At 64.9% G+C, this 17,345-nt stretch carries 14 protein-coding genes; 3 read left to right on the forward strand and 11 right to left on the reverse strand.

From position 1 onward, the window contains the following. Window positions 1-63: 63 nt before the first annotated feature. Window positions 64-1,017 (forward strand): 2,3,4,5-tetrahydropyridine-2,6-dicarboxylate N-succinyltransferase, encoded by a 954-nt coding sequence (dapD, locus tag GNZ21_RS10760; RefSeq protein WP_157324165.1) that lies wholly within the window; start codon window positions 64-66, stop codon window positions 1,015-1,017. An 8-nt stretch (window positions 1,018-1,025) separates the two neighbouring features. After that, the gene (locus GNZ21_RS10765; RefSeq protein WP_157324167.1) at window positions 1,026-2,126 is read left to right on the forward strand and encodes a hypothetical protein; all 1,101 of its coding nucleotides are present in this window, start codon (window positions 1,026-1,028) and stop codon (window positions 2,124-2,126) included. Between the two features lie 100 nt (window positions 2,127-2,226). On the opposite strand, the gene GNZ21_RS10770 is transcribed toward GNZ21_RS10765, so the two are convergent. The 7 genes from GNZ21_RS10770 to GNZ21_RS10800 form a co-directional block, all read right to left on the reverse strand. Beyond that, window positions 2,227-3,510: a citrate synthase gene (locus tag GNZ21_RS10770; RefSeq protein ID WP_188503483.1), complete on the reverse strand. Its 1,284-nt coding sequence runs from the start codon at window positions 3,508-3,510 to the stop codon at window positions 2,227-2,229. A gap of 68 nt (window positions 3,511-3,578) precedes the next feature. Next, the gene (gene dapC, locus GNZ21_RS10775) at window positions 3,579-4,694 is read right to left on the reverse strand and encodes a succinyldiaminopimelate transaminase (RefSeq protein WP_188503484.1); all 1,116 of its coding nucleotides are present in this window, start codon (window positions 4,692-4,694) and stop codon (window positions 3,579-3,581) included. A gap of 106 nt (window positions 4,695-4,800) precedes the next feature. Further along, the gene (fdxA, locus tag GNZ21_RS10780; RefSeq protein ID WP_157324170.1) at window positions 4,801-5,124 is read right to left on the reverse strand and encodes a ferredoxin; all 324 of its coding nucleotides are present in this window, start codon (window positions 5,122-5,124) and stop codon (window positions 4,801-4,803) included. Window positions 5,125-5,132: 8 nt separating this feature from the next. Beyond that, complete coding sequence (locus tag GNZ21_RS10785) at window positions 5,133-5,702, reverse strand: hypothetical protein (RefSeq protein WP_157324172.1); 570 nt, start codon at window positions 5,700-5,702, stop codon at window positions 5,133-5,135. Between the two features lie 2 nt (window positions 5,703-5,704). Further along, entirely contained in the window at window positions 5,705-7,627 is a 1,923-nt protein-coding gene (gene typA / locus GNZ21_RS10790; RefSeq protein ID WP_157324175.1) for a translational GTPase TypA, read from the reverse strand. Window positions 7,628-7,719: 92 nt separating this feature from the next. Continuing rightward, window positions 7,720-8,139 (reverse strand): PIN domain-containing protein, encoded by a 420-nt coding sequence (locus GNZ21_RS10795; RefSeq protein ID WP_157324178.1) that lies wholly within the window; start codon window positions 8,137-8,139, stop codon window positions 7,720-7,722. Window positions 8,140-8,144: 5 nt separating this feature from the next. Next, window positions 8,145-8,423, reverse strand: coding sequence for an AbrB/MazE/SpoVT family DNA-binding domain-containing protein (locus GNZ21_RS10800; RefSeq protein WP_157324181.1), 279 nt, complete (start codon window positions 8,421-8,423; stop codon window positions 8,145-8,147). A 232-nt stretch (window positions 8,424-8,655) separates the two neighbouring features. Here GNZ21_RS10800 and GNZ21_RS10805 point away from each other — a divergent pair, with 232 nt between their 5' ends. Next, window positions 8,656-11,595, forward strand: a complete 2,940-nt coding sequence (locus tag GNZ21_RS10805) for an ABC transporter permease family protein (protein WP_157324183.1) — start codon at window positions 8,656-8,658, stop codon at window positions 11,593-11,595. A 19-nt stretch (window positions 11,596-11,614) separates the two neighbouring features. On the opposite strand, the gene GNZ21_RS10810 is transcribed toward GNZ21_RS10805, so the two are convergent. Genes GNZ21_RS10810 through GNZ21_RS10825 form a run of 4 tightly spaced genes read right to left on the reverse strand, consistent with a single transcriptional unit; the run spans window position 11,615 to window position 17,300 of the window. Further along, a complete protein-coding gene (locus GNZ21_RS10810) occupies window positions 11,615-12,691 on the reverse strand; it encodes a hypothetical protein (protein ID WP_157324185.1) in 1,077 nt (358 codons plus the stop codon). 15 nt (window positions 12,692-12,706) lie between these two features. Next, complete coding sequence (locus tag GNZ21_RS10815) at window positions 12,707-14,614, reverse strand: dipeptide ABC transporter ATP-binding protein (protein ID WP_157324187.1); 1,908 nt, start codon at window positions 14,612-14,614, stop codon at window positions 12,707-12,709. After that, the gene (locus GNZ21_RS10820) at window positions 14,611-15,768 is read right to left on the reverse strand and encodes an ABC transporter permease (RefSeq protein ID WP_157324189.1); all 1,158 of its coding nucleotides are present in this window, start codon (window positions 15,766-15,768) and stop codon (window positions 14,611-14,613) included. The genes GNZ21_RS10815 and GNZ21_RS10820 overlap by 4 nt, the downstream gene beginning before the upstream one ends. After that, on the reverse strand, window positions 15,765-17,300 hold the full coding sequence (locus GNZ21_RS10825) for an ABC transporter permease (RefSeq protein ID WP_157324191.1): 1,536 nt from the start codon (window positions 17,298-17,300) through the stop codon (window positions 15,765-15,767). The genes GNZ21_RS10820 and GNZ21_RS10825 overlap by 4 nt, the downstream gene beginning before the upstream one ends. Window positions 17,301-17,345 lie beyond the last annotated feature (45 nt).

Genomic DNA, 17,345 nt, shown 5'->3' on the forward strand with positions numbered 1-17,345 from the left:
CTTCTTCCGCCCCTGACGGCCTGCCACTGAACACAGCCCGGGCAGAACCGTAGGATGGAGACCATGACTTCGCAGCCTCGTATTGCTTCTGGACATGGACTGGCCACCATTGCCGCTGACGGCACCGTCCTGGACACCTGGTTCCCCTCCCCCGCACTGGCCCCGCTGAACGAGAACGACGACGCCCCACTGATCTCCCAGCTCAAGGCCGCTGAGGGTGAGGACCCCGACCGCGGCGTCGTACTCAAGGCCGTCTCAGTGGAGAGCAACCTGGATGAGCAGGCCACCAGCACCGAGGACGTCTGGCTGCGCCTGCACCTGCTCAGCCACCGGCTGGCCACACCGAACACCATCAACCTGGACGGTATCTTCGGGCATCTGGCCAATGTGGTGTGGACCAATTTTGGGCCGGCCCCAGTGGCCGGGTTCGAACAGACCCGCCTGAAGCTGCGCTCCCGGGGGCATGTGACCGTATACGGAATCGATAAGTTCCCCCGCCTGGTGGACTATGTGACCCCCAGCGGGGTGCGGATCGCCGATGCTGACCGGGTGCGCCTGGGCGCCCATCTGGCCGAGGGCACCACAGTGATGCACGAGGGCTTCATCAACTTCAACGCCGGCACCCTGGGCACCTCGATGGTCGAGGGTCGGATCTCGGCCGGGGTAGTGGTGGGCGATGGCACCGATGTGGGCGGAGGCGCCTCCATCATGGGCACCCTCTCCGGCGGCGGCAAGGAGAAGATCACCCTGGGTAAGCGGGTGCTGCTGGGTGCCAACTCCGGGGTGGGCATCAGCCTGGGTGACGACTGTGTGGTGGAGGCAGGGCTCTACATCACCGCCGGCACCAAGGTCACCGTGCTGAATCGCGAGGGCCAGGTGCGCGGCACTGCCAAGGGTGCCGAACTCTCCGGCTCCACCGGGCTGCTGTTCCTGCGCGACTCGGTGACCGGCACTGTGCAGGCCCGGCCTCGGGAGAACCAGAAAGTTGAGCTCAACGCCGCCCTGCACGCCAACTGAGGCCTGAGATGAGCCCCTTCCGCAGATCTCGCCGTCATCAGGTGATCACCCGGCCGATGGCCCGCCGCCGGCGTCAGCGCCGGGCTGTGACCGCCCTGGGTGTCACTTGCGCTCTGGTGGCAGGGGCCTCCTACGGCACCTGGCAGTACATCGAACAGAACGAGTTCCTGCTCGAGGAGCGCTGCGAGGTCACAGTGGGAGATTCCGAGCAGGAACTCAGCCAGCAGCAGACGCATAATGCCGCACTGCTGGCCGCCACTGCTGCCGATCGGGGCCTTCCCCCGGAGGCGGCGATTCACGCGGTGGCGGTCTCCCTGCAGGAGACTGAGCTGAATATGCGCGAGGGCGACGAGGACCCCGGCTCCCGGGTGCTGTTCGCCCGTGGGGCCCCGGACTGGACTGCTGAAGGCGATGTAGTCCCGGTGGAGATCACCGTCTCCGGATTCTTCGATGTGCTTCAGGCCTCCTGGGAGCAGGGCCTGGCGGCTGAGAGTGACGCAGAAGAAGAAGGGGACGACGACGCTGAGGATACTGAGCAGCCTGAGCCCCACTGGGAGCCGGAGATGCACCTGGATGAGGCCGCGGAGGTCCTGGACCGTCCGCATAACGCCCAGTTCTATCCGCGGCATGCTGCCCTGGCACGGGCCTTCGCCTGGCCCCTGGCCGGCCAGCAGCCGGTGGGCATGACCTGCCACCTCTCCCAGCTTGAGGTGCCTGCCGCCGATCCTGAGGGGGTGGCCGAAGAGGTCGTGGCCGTCATGCCCAATGCGTTGGGCATCCCCTTCACCCAGCCTCCGGAGGACGAGGAGAGCAGCGAGGATGAGGAGGCTGAGGAGTTTGTTCCCGAACCTTTGCTGGACGGGATCATCGAGATCAGCGGGGAGGGTGAGGAGTCCGTGGTCTCAGTCCGTGTGCCCCCGCCTGACGGCAGCTACGACTACCAGTGGCTGGTGGCGCACTGGGCGGTGGCCAGCGCCCATGACTACGGCATCCAGACGGTGACTGCAGCCCCCTATCGCTGGGACCGGGATTCCGCCCGTTGGCAGAGACTCGATGAAGACGACGCCACCACCACCGAAACTGTCCTCATCGGGTTCAGTCGAGACTGAGGCACAAGCGGAGCAAGTGCCGACTTCAGGTGCGTAGGCCGGCGCCGCTGCAGCCGAGCGAGAGACCTGCGGGCCACGTCAGGCAGACGCGCCCCCGGGACTAACTCGGGTAGTGGCGCTCTGAGTAGCCGGTGTAGATCTGGCGGGGACGGCCGATCTTGGTGTTCCCGTCCTCCATCATCTCCCGCCACTGGGCGATCCAACCGGGCAGCCGGCCCAGGGCGAAGAGCACGGTGAACATCTTCTCCGGGAAACCCATGGCCTTATAGATCAGCCCGGTGTAGAAGTCCACATTGGGGTAGAGCTTGCGCTCCACGAAGTAATCGTCCTCCAGGGCCACTGCCTCCAGGCGCTGAGCGATGTCAAAGAGCTCATCATCGCCGCCCAGCTTGGCCAGCAGGTCATCGGCAAGGCCCTTGACGATGCGGGCGCGCGGATCGTAGTTCTTGTACACCCGGTGGCCGAAGCCCATCAGCCGGATCCCTGCCTCCTTGTTCTTGACCTTGGTCATGAACTCCTCGGGCTTCATATCCGAGGCCTGGATCTCGCGCAGCATCTTCAGCACCGCCTCGTTGGCGCCGCCGTGGGCCGGGCCGTAGAGGGCGTTGACCCCGGCGGAGACCGAGGCGAAGAGGTTGGCCTGGGCAGAGCCGACCAGCCGCACTGTGGAGGTGGAGCAGTTCTGCTCATGGTCGGCGTGCAGGATCAGCAGGATGTCCAGTGCCTTAGCAATGTCCGGATCCACCTCAAAGGGCTCTGCCGGAACTCCGAAGCAGCCGCGCAGGAAGTTCTCCACCAGGTTCAAGCTGTTATCCGGGTAGAGCATCGGCTGGCCCACGGACTTCTTGAACGCATAGGCGGCAATCGTGGGCAGCTTTGCCAGCAGCCGGTAGGTGGAGCGCTCCACCTGGGCCGGGTCAAAGGGGTCCAGCGAATCCGGGTAGTAGGTGGAGAGCGCGGAGACCGCAGAGGAGAGCACCGGCATCGGATGCGCATCGCGCGGGAATCCGGAGAAGAAGTTCTTCAGCTCCTCATGCAGCAGAGTGTGCCGCCGGGTGAGGCTGTCGAACTCCTCCAGCTGCTGCTGGGTGGGCAGCTCGCCGTAGATCAGCAGGTAGCTGACCTCCAGGAAGCTGGACTTCTCAGCCAGCTGCTCGATCGGGTAGCCGCGGTAGCGCAGGATCCCCTCAGCGCCGTCGATATAGGTGACCGCCGATTTGGTGTTGGCGGTGTTCATGAACCCGGGGTCGTAGGTGACCGCACCGGTGGTCTTCAGCAGCGGAGCGATGCTCAGCCCGTGGTTTCCTTCAACGGCGGACTCCACCGGAAGCTCAAGGTCATGGCCCTGGTACTCCAGACGCGCTGGGGTGGTCTGCTCGCTCACTGGTTCTCCTTCACTCTTCAGGACATACACATGTCACAACACCCGTAAACCTACCTTGTCGGATGCCTCTAAGTTAAACGCTGCGCTGCGGAGGTGATGCGCTCATCACTGGCGGTGAGCGCCACCCGGATGTACCCCTGGCCGGCCTCACCGTAGAAAACACCGGGGCCCACCAGGATGCCGCGCTCGGCCATGCCGCTCACCAGCTCCCAGGTGCCCACAGGATGTTCATCTGCCCCTGATGCGGCCCGGCACCAGAGGTAGAGCCCAGCCTGGGAGTGCTCCACGGCAAACCCTGCGGCCTCCAGGGCAGGTTTCAGCACGGCACGACGCCGCCGGTACAGCTCACGCTGGGCACTCACATGCACGTCATCACTGACTGCCGCTGCCAGAGCCGCCTGGACCGGGGCAGGCATGATCATTCCCGCGTGCTTGCGGGTGTTCACCAGATTGCCGATCAGCTCCGGACAGCCAGCGGCAAAGGCAGCCCGGTAGCCGGCCAGATTGGACTGCTTGGAGACGCTGTAGACCGCCAGGAGGCCCTGGTGGGAGCTGCCGGCGACCTGCGGGTCGAGGATGGAGGGCACCTGCTGCACCTCCCAGGGCAGTTCCGCATAGCACTCATCGGAGGCCACCACGGCCCCGATCCGGCGGGCCAGCTGAACTGCAGAGGCGAGCCGGGCGGCGTCGTCGACTCTTCCGGTGGGATTTCCCGGTGAGTTCAGCCAGATCAGCTTCACCCGGCTCAGCGTCTGTTCATCGAGACTGTGCAGGTCATCGGTGGCCAGGGACTGCGCCCCCGCGATCCGGGCGCCCATCTCATAGGTGGGATAGGCGATCCGCGGGTAGACCACGATGTCTTCAGGCCCCAGACCCAGCAGTGTGGGCAGCCAGGCCACCAGCTCCTTGGAGCCGATAGTGGGCAGGATATTGGCCGGATCCAGGCCCGGGACCCCGCGGCGCCGGGCGAACCAGTCCGCGATCGCCTCGCGCAGCCGTGCCGTGCCGTGGGTGGTGGGGTAGCCGGGCGCATCTGCGGCGGAGCTCAGAGCCCGCTGGATCACCTCAGGGGTGGGGTCCACCGGGGTGCCGATGGAGAGGTTCACCACGCCCTGGGGATGCTGCTCAGCGAGCTCCCGGTATGGGGCCATCGCCTCCCAGGGATATTCAGGCAGGGTCAACACCTAGGTTCCTCCTCATCCCTGAGTCGAGTGCGCACTCTGTGCAGTATTCTCCCGGGCAGCCCGCCCGAACTGCTGCCCAATCTGCGCAGTCAGGGCAGCCGGGTCATCAGTTCTGCTCTTGGGGCGGCAGTGCCTGGATGACCTCGTGGTCCTTTTCGATCAGACCGAGCTTGGCGGCGCCGCCGGGTGAGCCGATGTCGTCGAAGAACTCCACATTGGCCCGATAGTACTCGTTCCACTCCTGGGGCAGGTCATCCTCGTAGTAGATTGCCTCCACGGGGCAGACCGGCTCACAGGCGCCGCAGTCCACGCATTCGTCCGGGTGGATGTAGAGCATCCGGTCGCCCTCGTAGATGCAGTCCACGGGGCATTCGTCGATGCAGGCCTTGTCCTTGAGGTCCACACAGGGCAGCGCGATCACATAGGTCATAGTGCTCTTCAGTCTACCGGCCCGGCGGGGTGCTGTGGGCCGCGCGAACCGGCGGCGTCTGCCACCAGGACCCATTTGACCAGCAGCATTGCGGCGATGGTCACCCCCGCGCAGCCCAACCACCAGACCAGGGAGGCGATCACCGGCCCGGGAAGGGTCTCGAAGGCCAGCGGGGAGTAGGGCACCACCAGCTGGTCGGGACCGGGCCACAGGTAGGCGGCGGTGGCCACAGTGAAGGCGGCCACGCCCATCAGGGTGGGATCGGCCAGGGAGCGGGCCGTGGTGCCGGCCCAGACCATGCCCAGCAGCAGGATCAGCAGCCCCAGGGCAGCGCCCCAGGGCAGGACCACCCCGGAGTCCACCTCGCCGAGCATCCAGATATTCCCATGCAGCAGGGTGCCCAGGATTCCCAGTACGACGCCGCAGAGCAGGCTGATGCCCAGCATCACCGGGCGCGGCAGCACCGGCCCTTCGGGGCGCTGCCGCTGCTGCTGGAGCCCCGGCAGGTAGGCCGCGTTGGGCTCACCGGTGGGAGCCTCCGGCGGGAGTGCGGGTTCGGGGCGCTGCTGGCTGGTCATGCTCAGGCTGCTGATGCCTGCTTCTTGCGGCGGCCGGCCTTCATCCGCTCAGAGCTGTCCAGGATGACTTTGCGGATGCGGATGGATTCGGGGGTGACCTCCACGCATTCGTCATCGTTGGCGAATTCCAGGGACTCCTCCAGCGTCAGCTTCAGCGGTGGGGTGAGCCCCTCGAAGCTGTCAGCGGAGGCGGCGCGCATATTGGTGAGCTTCTTCTCCTTGGTGATGTTGACTTCCATATCCTCGTTGCGGGAGTTGATGCCCACCACCTGACCCTCGTAGACCTCGGAGGTGGCCTCGACGAAGAACGTGCCGCGCTCCTGGAGGTTGATCATGGCGAATGGGGTGGCCACACCGGCCCGGTCGGCCACCAGGGAGCCGGAGCTGCGGTATTCGATCTCGCCCTTCCACGGCTCGTAGCCGGCGGCGTAGCTGGAGGCGATGCCTGCTCCGCGGGTGATGGTCAGGAAGGTGGTGCGGAAACCGATCAGGCCGCGGGCAGGGACGCTGAACTCCATGCGGACCCAGCCTGAGCCGGAGTTGGACATGGTGGTCATAGTGCCCTTGCGGGCGGCCAGCAGCTGAGTGATCGCGCCCATGTACTCCTCGGGGGCGTCGATGGTCATGGCTTCCATGGGCTCATGCAGCTTGCCGTCGATCTCCTTGGTGACCACCTGGGGCTTGCCCACGGTGAGCTCGAAGCCTTCGCGGCGCATCTGCTCCACCAGGATGGCCAGGGCCAGCTCGCCGCGGCCCTGCACCTCCCAGGTGTCGGGCCGCTCAGTGGGCAGCACCTTGATGGAGACGTTGCCGATGAGTTCCTTGTCCAGGCGGTCCTTGACCTGGCGGGCGGTGACCTTAGCGCCCTTGACCCGGCCGGCCATGGGTGAGGTGTTGATACCGATGGTCATGGAGATGGCTGGATCGTCCACCACGATGTTCGGCAGCGGCTTGGGGTTCTCCAGGTCGGTCAGAGTCTCGCCGATCATGATGTCGGAGATGCCGGCCACTGCCACGATCTCGCCGGGGCCTGCGGACTCGGCGGGCACCCGCTCCAGGCCCTTGGTGGCCAGCAGCTCGGTGATCTTTACGGTCTTGGTGGTGCCGTCCTTGCGGGCCCAGGCCACCTGCTGGTTCTTGCGCAGGGTGCCGTTGAACACGCGCAGCAGCGCCAGCCGGCCCAGGAATGGGGAGGCATCCAGGTTTGTGACGTGGGCCTGGAGGACCTCGGCGTCGTCGTAGGTGGGAGCCGGGACGTGTTCCAGGATGGTCTCGAAGAGCGGCTCGAGATCCTCGTTCGCCGGCAGACCGCCGTCTGCGGGCTGCTCAGCGGAGGCGCGGCCCGCTTTGCCCGAGGCGTAGACAATGGGCAGATCAAGCACGGCGTCCACGTCCAGCTCCGGGTTCTCCTCGGCCACATCAGAGGCCAGGCCCAGCAGCAGGTCCATCGTGTCAGAGACCACCCCGTCGATGCGGGCATCGGGCCGGTCAGTTTTGTTGACCACCAGGATCACCGGAAGCGAGGCCTGCAGGGCCTTGCGCAGCACAAAGCGGGTCTGCGGCAGGGGCCCCTCGGAGGCGTCCACCAGCAGCACCACACCGTCCACCATGGACAGGCCGCGCTCGACCTCACCGCCGAAGTCGGCGTGGCCGGGGGTGTCGATGATGTTCATGGTCACCGACTCGGCTTGGGCGATCCGGGTGGCGGCCGGGCCGTTGTAGAACACGGTGGTGTTCTTGGCCAGGATGGTGATGCCCTTCTCCTTCTCCAGGTCACCGGAGTCCATCACCCGGTCTTCGAGGTCGCCGTGGCCGCCGACTGCTTTGGTCTGGCGGAGCATGGCGTCGACCAGGGTCGTCTTGCCGTGGTCGACGTGGGCGACGATCGCGACATTGCGCAGATCATTGCGTGACACAGTGCTCATGGGTGAAGAAGGACCTTCCAAAATCTAGGGATTGCTGAGCGCAGACATAACATGCTCAACCCCACCAGTGTACGCGCCTCGGGGCTGTGGGATTATTCCAGCAGCTCCCAGCCGAGCCGGTCGGCCGCCTTCTGGTCGAAAGTGACAGTCTTATGCGCCCCGAGGAGCCGGTGGGTCTGGTCGATGAGCGCATCCTGGAAGTCCGCACCTTCGTAGGCCCGGTCCAGCGCGTACTCTACCGACTCGCCGTCCTCGAACTCGAACACAGGGGTCTTGAGCAGGCGGGCGATCAGGTCGAGGCACGCGAGGCGTGGGAGCTTGTAGGTGCGCCTGAGGACAAAGTAGAACTCTGTGAGCGTCAGCTGCGTGACAAGTCCGGGTTTCTGGGGGCTGAGACGCAAGATGAACCGACGCGCGGTCTCTTTCTGCGGGTCAGCCCCCGGCACATAGGCGCGCAGCAGTACGTTGGTGTCAACCCCAACAACCTCCTGAACAAGGGGAAAAGCCGGCACTGCGGCTACACCTCCTCGGAGTCGTCAGGCTCGCCCAGGGCCCATGCCTGAGCAGCCGCGTCGTTCAACTCCTCGATGGTGAGGGGCCGCGTCACAGGTGATCGCAGGTTCTCATCCGCCCACCGGAAGGTCTCCTCAACCCTCACGGTCATCGGTGTGACCATCAGCTCTCCCTGCGAGTTCTCCCAGAACCGGAGCTTGCTCCCGGGGGTGATGTTGTAGCGCTCGCGAATCTCTTTTGGAATGGTGATCTGCGCTTTGCTCGTGACTGTCGCAATCGACATGTCATTACTCCTGTCGTCGTCTCCTTACAAAAGGATACCCAAGGTAAGGCAGGCAGTGGAAGGGCTGGGCACGGGGCCCTAGACATCACCGACGACGCCATGAACGCTGCCCTCCTAGGTGCCTATCAGGCCGGTGCACGCGACACTGTCCGACGGAGGAACCTGCCGCGCCGGCCACCCAGCCCCAGCAAAAGCTTGATAGAAGCTGAACAGCTGAGTAACGTGACGGGGGATGCTCTCCCGCTATGCCAACCGTGTGACCCGCACTATTGCGGTCCTGCTCACCTGCCTGCTGCTGGGCGTCACCATGATCGCAGCCTCTCAGATCTCCGAGCATTCTGAGACAGTAGTCGGCACCGCGGTGGATGAGAACTGGCGTGGGCACTACGACCTGCTGGTCACCGCGGAAGGCGGGCTCTCCGAGGCTGCCGAGGAGACGGACGGGCTCATCGAGCAGAACTTCTCCACCATCCGCGCCGGTGAGAGTATCAGTGAGGATCAGCTCACCGCGGTGGCGGAGATGGCCGAGGTGGAGGTCTCCGCTCCCCTGGCGTTCGTGGGCCAGTTCGCCAACCCCTCTTACAGCGTTCCAGTCGGTGTGAGCGTGGACGAGGACTGGTCCACCAGTGAGTTCTTCAGCACTCCCCGCGCTTTCGAGGGCACCATCACTACCTACTATCACGATGAGTTGGGGCGGCATCAGCTGGGTCAACGGCCCGACGGGCATTTCATGATCACCGGCATTGGGGATGAGGAGATCGTGCTGCAGTGGTGGGACGATGAGCAGGGCACCGGCATCTCCGAACGGCACTCCCGCACCGCGCCTGGCATACAGGTGATCGACGTTCCTGAGAGCGAGCTCTGTGAATGCCTCGCGCTGGTGCCCGTGCATTCCCTCACCGAGGATGAGGGAGCCCAGGTGGGCAGCCTGGTCAACGAGGGCCATACCACCACCTATCTCGCCCTGGAGGATCCCGCCGATCTCGAGCAGGCCCTCGCAGCGGTACCCGGGCCTGCCACGGTCTACACCACCTATGAGGTAGTCCCAGAGCTGCACAGCAATATGGTGGCGGTAGATCCAGTGGCCGAGCGAGCACTGCTCGACCAGAGCGGGGCATTCTTGGATTCGCTCATCGAGTTTGAACAGCTGCAGGAGACCCTCGGCGATGGACCCTGCCAGGGGAACCCGGCGGATGAGCGAGCCCCCGGTGAGTGCCTGGCTGACCTGGTGGACCCCGAGCGGTACGAGCAGATCCACACCCGAGTCTTCCATGGGAACCCGGCCCAGGAGGGTGGCTCCACGGAGTACGACGACGCAGCCAACGCCGTCGGAGCCCCCGGCGGACCGATCATCCCGATCATCTACTCGGAGACCGAATACCCCGAGATGACCGCAGAGGCCAGCTTCCCTGAGTTGGCCGCGTTCGAGGGGCTCAGCTACCAGGAGGCCACCAGCTTTCAGTTCTACCAACAGGTGCTGCAGGGCGAGCGCCCGCAAGAGCCCGCGGTGCAGGAGGTGAACCTCACCGAGGAGCTGACTCCTTTTGTCTACGAGGGTTTCGACATCACCTTCGGCCTGGGCGACTGGGATGCCCCGGAGATCTCCGGCTCCGCCGATAGCAGCGCCGGGACCTCCACCTCTCTTCCCGGGCGGGCTGACCGGAGCCGCCCTAGTCCCGAACAGCAGGCCCAGGCCCCAGACGGGGTGCAGACCGCCCTGGTCAATGAGCCGCAGGGGCGCTACTTCCTGGATACTGCGATGACCTCAAGCGAGCAGCGGTACCGCCCCTGGAGTGCCAACTACAATATGAACCCGCCCAGTGGTGCCCTGCTCGCCCCGGTCGGAAGCTACACCCCCGGGCTTGAGGGAGCCTCGGATGAGGCCTCCTACGTACCCCTGGGCATGTACGCCGAGGCAGAGGCGGAGATCGCCCAGCCCGGTGACTTCCAGGGCATGCCGCTTCCGCCGTCCTTCAGCGGGCGCGGCGCACTGCTCAGCTCTCCGGGAGTGATCACCACCATGCGTGGGTTCGAGCAGTACCGCGGGGAGGTCGAGGCTGATGTGCTGCGGGTCAGGGTCGCAGATGTGGAGGGCTACTCCGCGGAGAACCTCGGCTATATCGAGGATGTGGCCGAGCAGATCCGGGAGCTGGGACTCGACGTCCAGGTAGTAGCCGGGTCATCCCTGGCACCGGTGGCCATCTATCTCCCTGAGTTTCACGAAGATGGTACAGACCTGGGCTGGACCATCGAGGAATGGACCTCCCTGGGGGCAGCGGTTCAGGCGGAGCAGGCGCAGATGTCCGCCTCCTGGCTGCTGCTGGTGGTGGCACTGGCAGGCGTGACGGTCCTGGCCTGCGCCGTGCAGCTGGCCGGCACCCGGCCCAGGCGCAGGGAGGCCGCCATGCTGATCTCCCTGGGCTGGACCCGCAACCGGGTGCGCCGGTGGTTCCTGGCCGAGGACCTGCCCGCCGTGCTGCTGGTGGGAGCCGCTGCAGCTGCAGCTGTTGCGCTGTCCACCTCCGCCGCGGCTCGGCTCGGCGGACTGGCAGCCTCGGCAGCCTTCTTTGTGGCGGTACTGGCCGGTGTGGTCGCTGCAGCCTCCCCGGCAAGTCAGCACCGCAGGCTCTCCCAGGGTTCGGCCCAACCTGCCACGAAGCCCGCAGTGATCGGCCGGAGACTGGCCTGGTCCTCCCCCGGCTCCGTGGCTATGACCGCACTGGCACTGCTGGTACTGGTCACCACGGCAGTGACGTTCGTTCTGGTGATCGTCACTGCTCGCAGCCAAGCCGGAGTGACCCGGATCGCCGGCCTGGTCAACGCCGAGGTGCTGCTGCCGCAGACAGTATTGGCAGCCGGTGCCGTCACAGCGGGTGTGGTGATGTTTGTAATGGCGATCAGACAGACCCTGCGCCAGGCCAGGAAGCAGCACCGGATGCTGCTGACCACCGGTTGGCCACTGGCCTGCCTGGCCTCCTCCATCCGCGCCCAGCTGCTGACCGCCCTGGCACCCGGGGCGGTGCTGGCGGTGCTGGTGGGTGCCGCTGCCATCGCAGCGTTGGATCACGATGCCCCCGCGCTGCTGGCCGGCGTGGTGCTCGGCGTCCCGGCCGCCGCAGCGGTGCTGGCCCTGGCCTGGTCGCACCGCTATGTGAGCCGGCAGGCCGGGTGAAAGCGACGCTAGGCCAACCTCACTGCCGCTCAAAGATGATGTAGCCGTAGTCCCAGTCCAGGAAGAAATGGCTCTCGCCGAGCTCACTGAGCTCACCTTCGAACTCGCCCAGCTGCAGACTCTCCGCCGCCTCCGCCCAATCCAAGTCGGCGCGGAAGGGCTCCAGCTCCGCGGTCTCCAGGTTCACCGCGCTGATCCGATGAGGGCTGCCCGGAGTGTCCATCTCCCGACCGTGGACCACCAGCAGTTCGTTCTCGCCCCGGTTCTGCACCGCGCTGAGGTTCATCACCGAGCGCCATGCATTGGGGTAGTCCTCCTGGTACCGGGAAGGCTGGAAGCCGCCCTCCAGGCGGATGCACTCCGGGTCCACCTCGGGGTCCTGCTCCACGATCACCAGGTCAGTGTCGCCGCGCACGGTGGGAGTCTGCAGGATCATCCGGCCCTCATGGGCTCCCACGCCCCGGAGCACCGGCTCCCGGTCCTCCCACGCCTCTCGATCCGGATGCTCCACTGCCGCGCTGATCGCCACCTGCCCGGAGGCCGGGTCCACCAGTGAGACCCGGTCTGTACTGGTCCAGTCCTCGAGATGCTCCCCCACGAGCACTGCATCACCGGCGGGCACTGCGGAGAACTGTGCGCGATTGTGCATCCAGCCCCCGAAGGCGCCGTAGGTGGGCTCAGCCCCATGCTCCTGGCCCAGTTCTGCGACTTCCTCGAAGAAGGTCTCCACTGCGGCGTCGTCGTAGTCTCCATGCTGGGCAGCAGCGGCAGTTACAGTTTCTGTGAACCCTGCCCAGTCCTCGAAAACCTCCTGCGGGACACCGGTACCGCGCCAGACCTGCTCGGAGGCCTCCGGTGGGTGCTCGCCTGGGTGGACGTACTCCCCGCAGGTCCACCCCAGAGCGTCGGTGAGACCACTCTGGCGTGGACCGTCCGAGATGATGAACGCGGTGCTGATCACAGCAGCACTGACCAGGATCACTGCAGCGGTCCGCTTGCGGCCCCACCGCTTGCGCTTCTCCTGGGCTGGAGCCATCCAGTCACGGCTGCCTATGCGCTGCGCAGCGTCAGCTGGGCTGCTGTGCTCCTGACTCATAGACCGGTACGTATCTCAGTCAGTGGCCAGGCCCTGAGCGGCCAGCAGCTCACGCCGCGCATCACGGCGCTGCTTCTGTGCCACGGGATCCGGCACCGGTGCCGCGGCGAGCAGCCGCTTGGTGTAGTCCTCCTGCGGTGCTCGCAGGATCTGGTCCTTGCGGCCGTACTCGACCACCCGGCCCTTCTCCAGCACCATGATCTGATCGGCCAACTGGTCCACCACCGCCAGGTCATGGGTGACGAAGAGGCAGGCGAACTCGAACTGCTCCTGCAGTTCGGCGAACATCTCCAGCACGCGGGCCTGGACTGAGACATCCAGGGCGGAGGTTGGCTCATCGGCGATCAGAATCGAGGGGCTCAGACTGAGCGCCCGGGCAATCGAGATACGCTGCCGCTGACCCCCGGAGAGCTCATGCGGGTAACGGTTGATGACATCCTTGGGCAGCTTGACCGCATCGAGCAGCTCCTTGGCCCGGGCAATCCGTTCCTTGGCGGTGCCGACTTTGTGCACCAGCATCGGCTCGGTGATCACATCACCGATCGGGAACCGCGGGTCCAGTGAGGCGGCTGGGTCCTGGAACACCACGCCGATCTCTCGGCGCAGGGCCTTCTTCTCAGCTCGGGGCAGGGTAGGCAGGTTCTTGCCGCGAATCAGCAGCTCCCCCTCCTCCACCTCCAGCAGCCCCAGCACTGCCTTGGCGATAGTTGACTTGCCGGAACCCGATTCGCCTACCAGGCCCAGGATCTCCCCGGGCTTGACCCCGAAGTTCACGCCTTCTACCACCCGGTTGGACTTGCCGCGGAACTTATAGGCCAGCGCGAGGTCCTTGCCCTGCAGGGCGTATTCGCTCTCCTGCGCGCTGAGGCTCTCCTGTTCGGACTTGGCCTTCTGCAGGATTTCGCGCTGCTCCTCCTGGCTGGTCTCCGAGCGCAGCTCCGGCATCGCATCGAGCAGACGCCGGGTGTAGGGGTGTTCCGGTTCGCGGAGGATCTTCTTCACCGGCCCTTGTTCCACGACTTCACCCTGGAACATTACGACGACGCGGTCGGCCATATCTGCCACCACACCCATATTGTGGGTGATCAGCAGGACCGCAGTGTTTGACTCATCCTTCAGCCGGCGCAGCAGGTCGAGAATCTCCGCCTGCACTGTGACATCCAGTGCAGTGGTGGGCTCATCGGCGATGATCACCTTGGGGTTATTTGCCACGGCCAAAGCGATCACGATGCGCTGGCGCTGACCGCCGGAGAACTGGTGAGGGTACTCATGGATCCGGTTCTCGGCATCGGGGATGCCCACCGCTCGCAGCAGCTCGATGGATTTGGCCAGGGCATCGGTGCCGAAGGCCTTCCCGTGGATCTGAAGGACCTCGGTGAGCTGGTCGGAGACCTTCAGCACCGGGTTCAGTGCTGTCATCGGCTCCTGGAACACCATCGAGATTTCATCACCGCGCAGACTGCGCAGCGTGCCCGGGGCCATGCTGGTGACGTTCTTGCCGTCCAGGAACACATCGCCGCTGATGCTGGCGTTCTCTGCGGTCAATCCCATCGCTGTGGAGCTGGTGACCGATTTTCCGGAGCCGGATTCGCCGACCACGGCGACCACCTCACCGGGTCCCACATCGAAGCTCACGCCCTTGACTGCGTCCACAGAGCCGAACTCTGTGGCGAAGCTGACCCGCACATCCCTGAACTCCAGGGCCTTGTCCGTGTCGAACTCGGCCCGCTGCAGCTCAAAGACGCTGGTTCTGAGGTCTTTCTTGGCGCGGATGAAGCGTGACGCCACCAGATAGGCGATGACCAGGGCCACCGCGATGCCGAGGATAATCAGCGGCTCCCAGGTGAACTCGAACTCCTGGGCCTCTGCGTCCTCGAGTAGCTCATCGTAGTCAATCTCGGCATTGAGGATGCTGGTGATCATTTCTTCCTCCTGAACCGCAGCGGGTTGCTCTTAGGCTCGGCCGCGGAGACCATATGGGTGGCCTGCCCCGGCTGGCCGGGCACGGAATCGGTCTCGGCACGTTCCTTCTGCGCGCGGTTGAGTCCGCGCAGCCCCAGCGACTGCAGCAGGCCTGGGCGCCGGTCACCCACCCGCTTCTGACGTGGGTCATAGGCATCGCGCAGCCCGTCACCGATGAAGTTCACCGACAGGGCAATGGCGATGATGAACAGACCCGGGAACCAGAACAGCCAGGGGCGGGTCTGGGAGGCGCCGTCATAGTAGTCGACCAGCGATCCCAGTGAGACCTCAGGCAGCTGGACGCCCATGCCCACCCAGGACAGGGTGGACTCCAGCAGAATGGCTGCGGCGATGGAGAACGTGGCGTTGACGATGATCACGCCCACACTGTTGGGCAGCATGTGCTTGAGGATGATCCGGACCGGTGAGGCCCCCATGGACACCGCGGCGGCCACGTACTCCTTCTCCCGGAGGGAGAGGATCTCGGCACGCACCAGACGGGCCAGTCCGGTCCAGGTCACGCACCCCAACGCAATGGCCAGCAGCCACACATTTCCTTGGGTCATCTGTCCCAGGATGGCTGCCAGCACCAGCAGCGGCACCACGATGACGATATCGGTCAGGCGCATCAGCAGCGACTCCACCCAACCGCGGAAGAACCCAGCCAGGGCGCCGATCACCACACCGATGAGAGTGGAGACGATGCCCACCACAAAGGCGATGATCAGCGACTGCTGCATTCCGTACATCACCTGGGCGAAGTAGTCCTGGCCCATCTGGGTCTGGCCGAAGGGATGTTCGCCTAGGATCTGGCCGTCCTGGAACATCGTGGGCCGGCCGCCGTCGATCACGGGACCGGTGGCGGTGAAGGTCTTGTCCCACCAGCCCGGAATGATCCCGTAGCCGATGGAGCTGAAGGACACCACAGTCATAAGGGTCAGTGCGATCAGCGAGATCACGGCTGGCTTATGCGCAAAGAAACGCTTGCGCACCATCTGGCTCTGGGAGAGTGACTCTCCCTGGGCCTGGAGCTTGGCATCCTCGACCTCGGCGAGGTCCACCATCTGCTGCTCGAGATCGGCCTGAGTCTGTTTGGGGGTCTGTTCGTTGCTCATACTCGGATCCTTGGGTCGAGGACGGCATAAAGAATGTCAGCAATGAGGTTGAACATCACGGCCACAAAGCCGGTGATGACCACAAATCCCATCACAGGGGCTGGATCCACGTTCTGCAGCGCAGTGATGAATAGCTGACCCATACCGTTCCAGTTGAAGACTCTTTCCACGATGACCGTGCCGCCGATCAGACCCGCGAAGTCGAAGGCCACAATAGTGGCCAGCGGAATCAGGGCGTTCCGGAAGGCGTGCTTGAGCACCACAGTGCGCTCATTGGCTCCCTTGGCCCGGGCCGTACGGATGTAGTCCTGGCGGGAGACCTCGAGCATCGAGGCTCGGGTGTACCGGGTGTAGGTGGCCAGTGAGATCAGCATCATCAGCACTGTGGGCACCCACAGCTGGGTAAGCAGGTCGAGGTTGACCTGCCACCAGGTGACATCGTCTTCGGTGAATCGCCGGCTGTGGGAACCGATAGTGGAGATCGGCCGGGGCTTGAGGCTCATCATATTGGGCCAGTGGTACATGAAGTGATCGAGCAGGATCAGCCCCGAGGTCAGCGCCCCGGTGAGCACGGCCACCGCAGTCGCCTGACCCTTGGCGTAGCCGCCCATCAGCCGGGCCACAACCACGCAGACCGCGATGGTCAGCACAAAGAGTGCACCCAGCAGGAACCAGCCGCCGGGAGGGTCCTGGAGGAAATCCCAGGTGGCGTAGTAGGCCACGATGCCGATCAGCGCGACCGTCAGCGCGGTGTAGAGCACCTGACGGTTCTTCAGTCCTGCGATGAGGGCGGTGAAGCCCACCGCCAGCCCCAGGGCCATCACGATCAGGCCGATCGCTCCGATGCGCGGGCTCAGGGCGAAGCTGGTGGAGTCGAAGTACCAGAGCGCGCCTGCGCTGAAGAGGCCGACCGCCACACCGGTGATCAGCCGTCGCAGTGGAGGCCCGCCGGCGACCAGTGGCACGCCTATGGCCAGCACCAGCGATATGAAGAATATCTGTCCTGTGGTGAACTCTGCGCCGTCCTGCATCCAGTTGTTGTAGTGGATGGCCAGGTAGTCCTTGGCCAGCACTGCGGCCCAGAAGGTCGGCAGGGAGAAGAAGAAGAAGACAACGAAGGAGACGGTGTAGTCAAACGTCGAGTACTGCCGGATAGCGGCCAGGATACCGATCAGGATGCCCAGAACGATCGAGGCGATAGTTGCGATGAGGACCAGGCGCAATGAGTCCTGCGCGGCCTGCATAAGGATCGGGTTCAGCTGTTGGCCGTCTCGGTTGGTGCCGAAATCGCAGGAGAGACGGAAGCATCCGAGCATGCCCTGCAGCCACCCCCAGTAGCGGACGTACCAGGGTTGGTCGAGCTGCATGTGATGGATCCGCTGCTCCATCTGGAACGGAGCGTCCGGGTCGTTGCTCTCGCGGAGGTCCTCCAGGGGGTCCCCAGAGTGCACCACCAGGAAGAAGACCAGGATGGAGGAGAGGAAGAGCACCACGAGGGTACTGCCAAGACGTTTAAGGATGTATTTCAGCAAAGCTGGGATCGCCTTCCGAAGTGATCAGGATTGAACAGTCGGGTG

It is taken from the genome of Nesterenkonia alkaliphila (genome assembly GCF_009758175.1).
In the GTDB taxonomy this organism is placed as follows: Bacteria; Actinomycetota; Actinomycetes; order Actinomycetales; family Micrococcaceae; genus Nesterenkonia; species Nesterenkonia alkaliphila.

Excerpts from the sequence above, each read along its gene's own strand:
- GNZ21_RS10765 (WP_157324167.1), top strand. The coding sequence starts at position 1,026 with ATGAGCCCCTTCCGCAGATCTCGCCGTCATCAGGTGATCACCCGGCCG.
- GNZ21_RS10810 (WP_157324185.1), bottom strand. The coding sequence starts at position 12,691 with ATGAGTCAGGAGCACAGCAGCCCAGCTGACGCTGCGCAGCGCATAGGC.
- GNZ21_RS10805 (WP_157324183.1), top strand. The coding sequence starts at position 8,656 with ATGCTCTCCCGCTATGCCAACCGTGTGACCCGCACTATTGCGGTCCTG.
- GNZ21_RS10785 (WP_157324172.1), bottom strand. The coding sequence starts at position 5,702 with ATGACCAGCCAGCAGCGCCCCGAACCCGCACTCCCGCCGGAGGCTCCC.
- GNZ21_RS10815 (WP_157324187.1), bottom strand. The coding sequence starts at position 14,614 with ATGATCACCAGCATCCTCAATGCCGAGATTGACTACGATGAGCTACTC.
- GNZ21_RS10800 (WP_157324181.1), bottom strand. The coding sequence starts at position 8,423 with ATGTCGATTGCGACAGTCACGAGCAAAGCGCAGATCACCATTCCAAAA.
- fdxA (WP_157324170.1), bottom strand. The coding sequence starts at position 5,124 with ATGACCTATGTGATCGCGCTGCCCTGTGTGGACCTCAAGGACAAGGCC.
- typA (WP_157324175.1), bottom strand. The coding sequence starts at position 7,627 with ATGAGCACTGTGTCACGCAATGATCTGCGCAATGTCGCGATCGTCGCC.
- GNZ21_RS10820 (WP_157324189.1), bottom strand. The coding sequence starts at position 15,768 with ATGAGCAACGAACAGACCCCCAAACAGACTCAGGCCGATCTCGAGCAG.
- dapD (WP_157324165.1), top strand. The coding sequence starts at position 64 with ATGACTTCGCAGCCTCGTATTGCTTCTGGACATGGACTGGCCACCATT.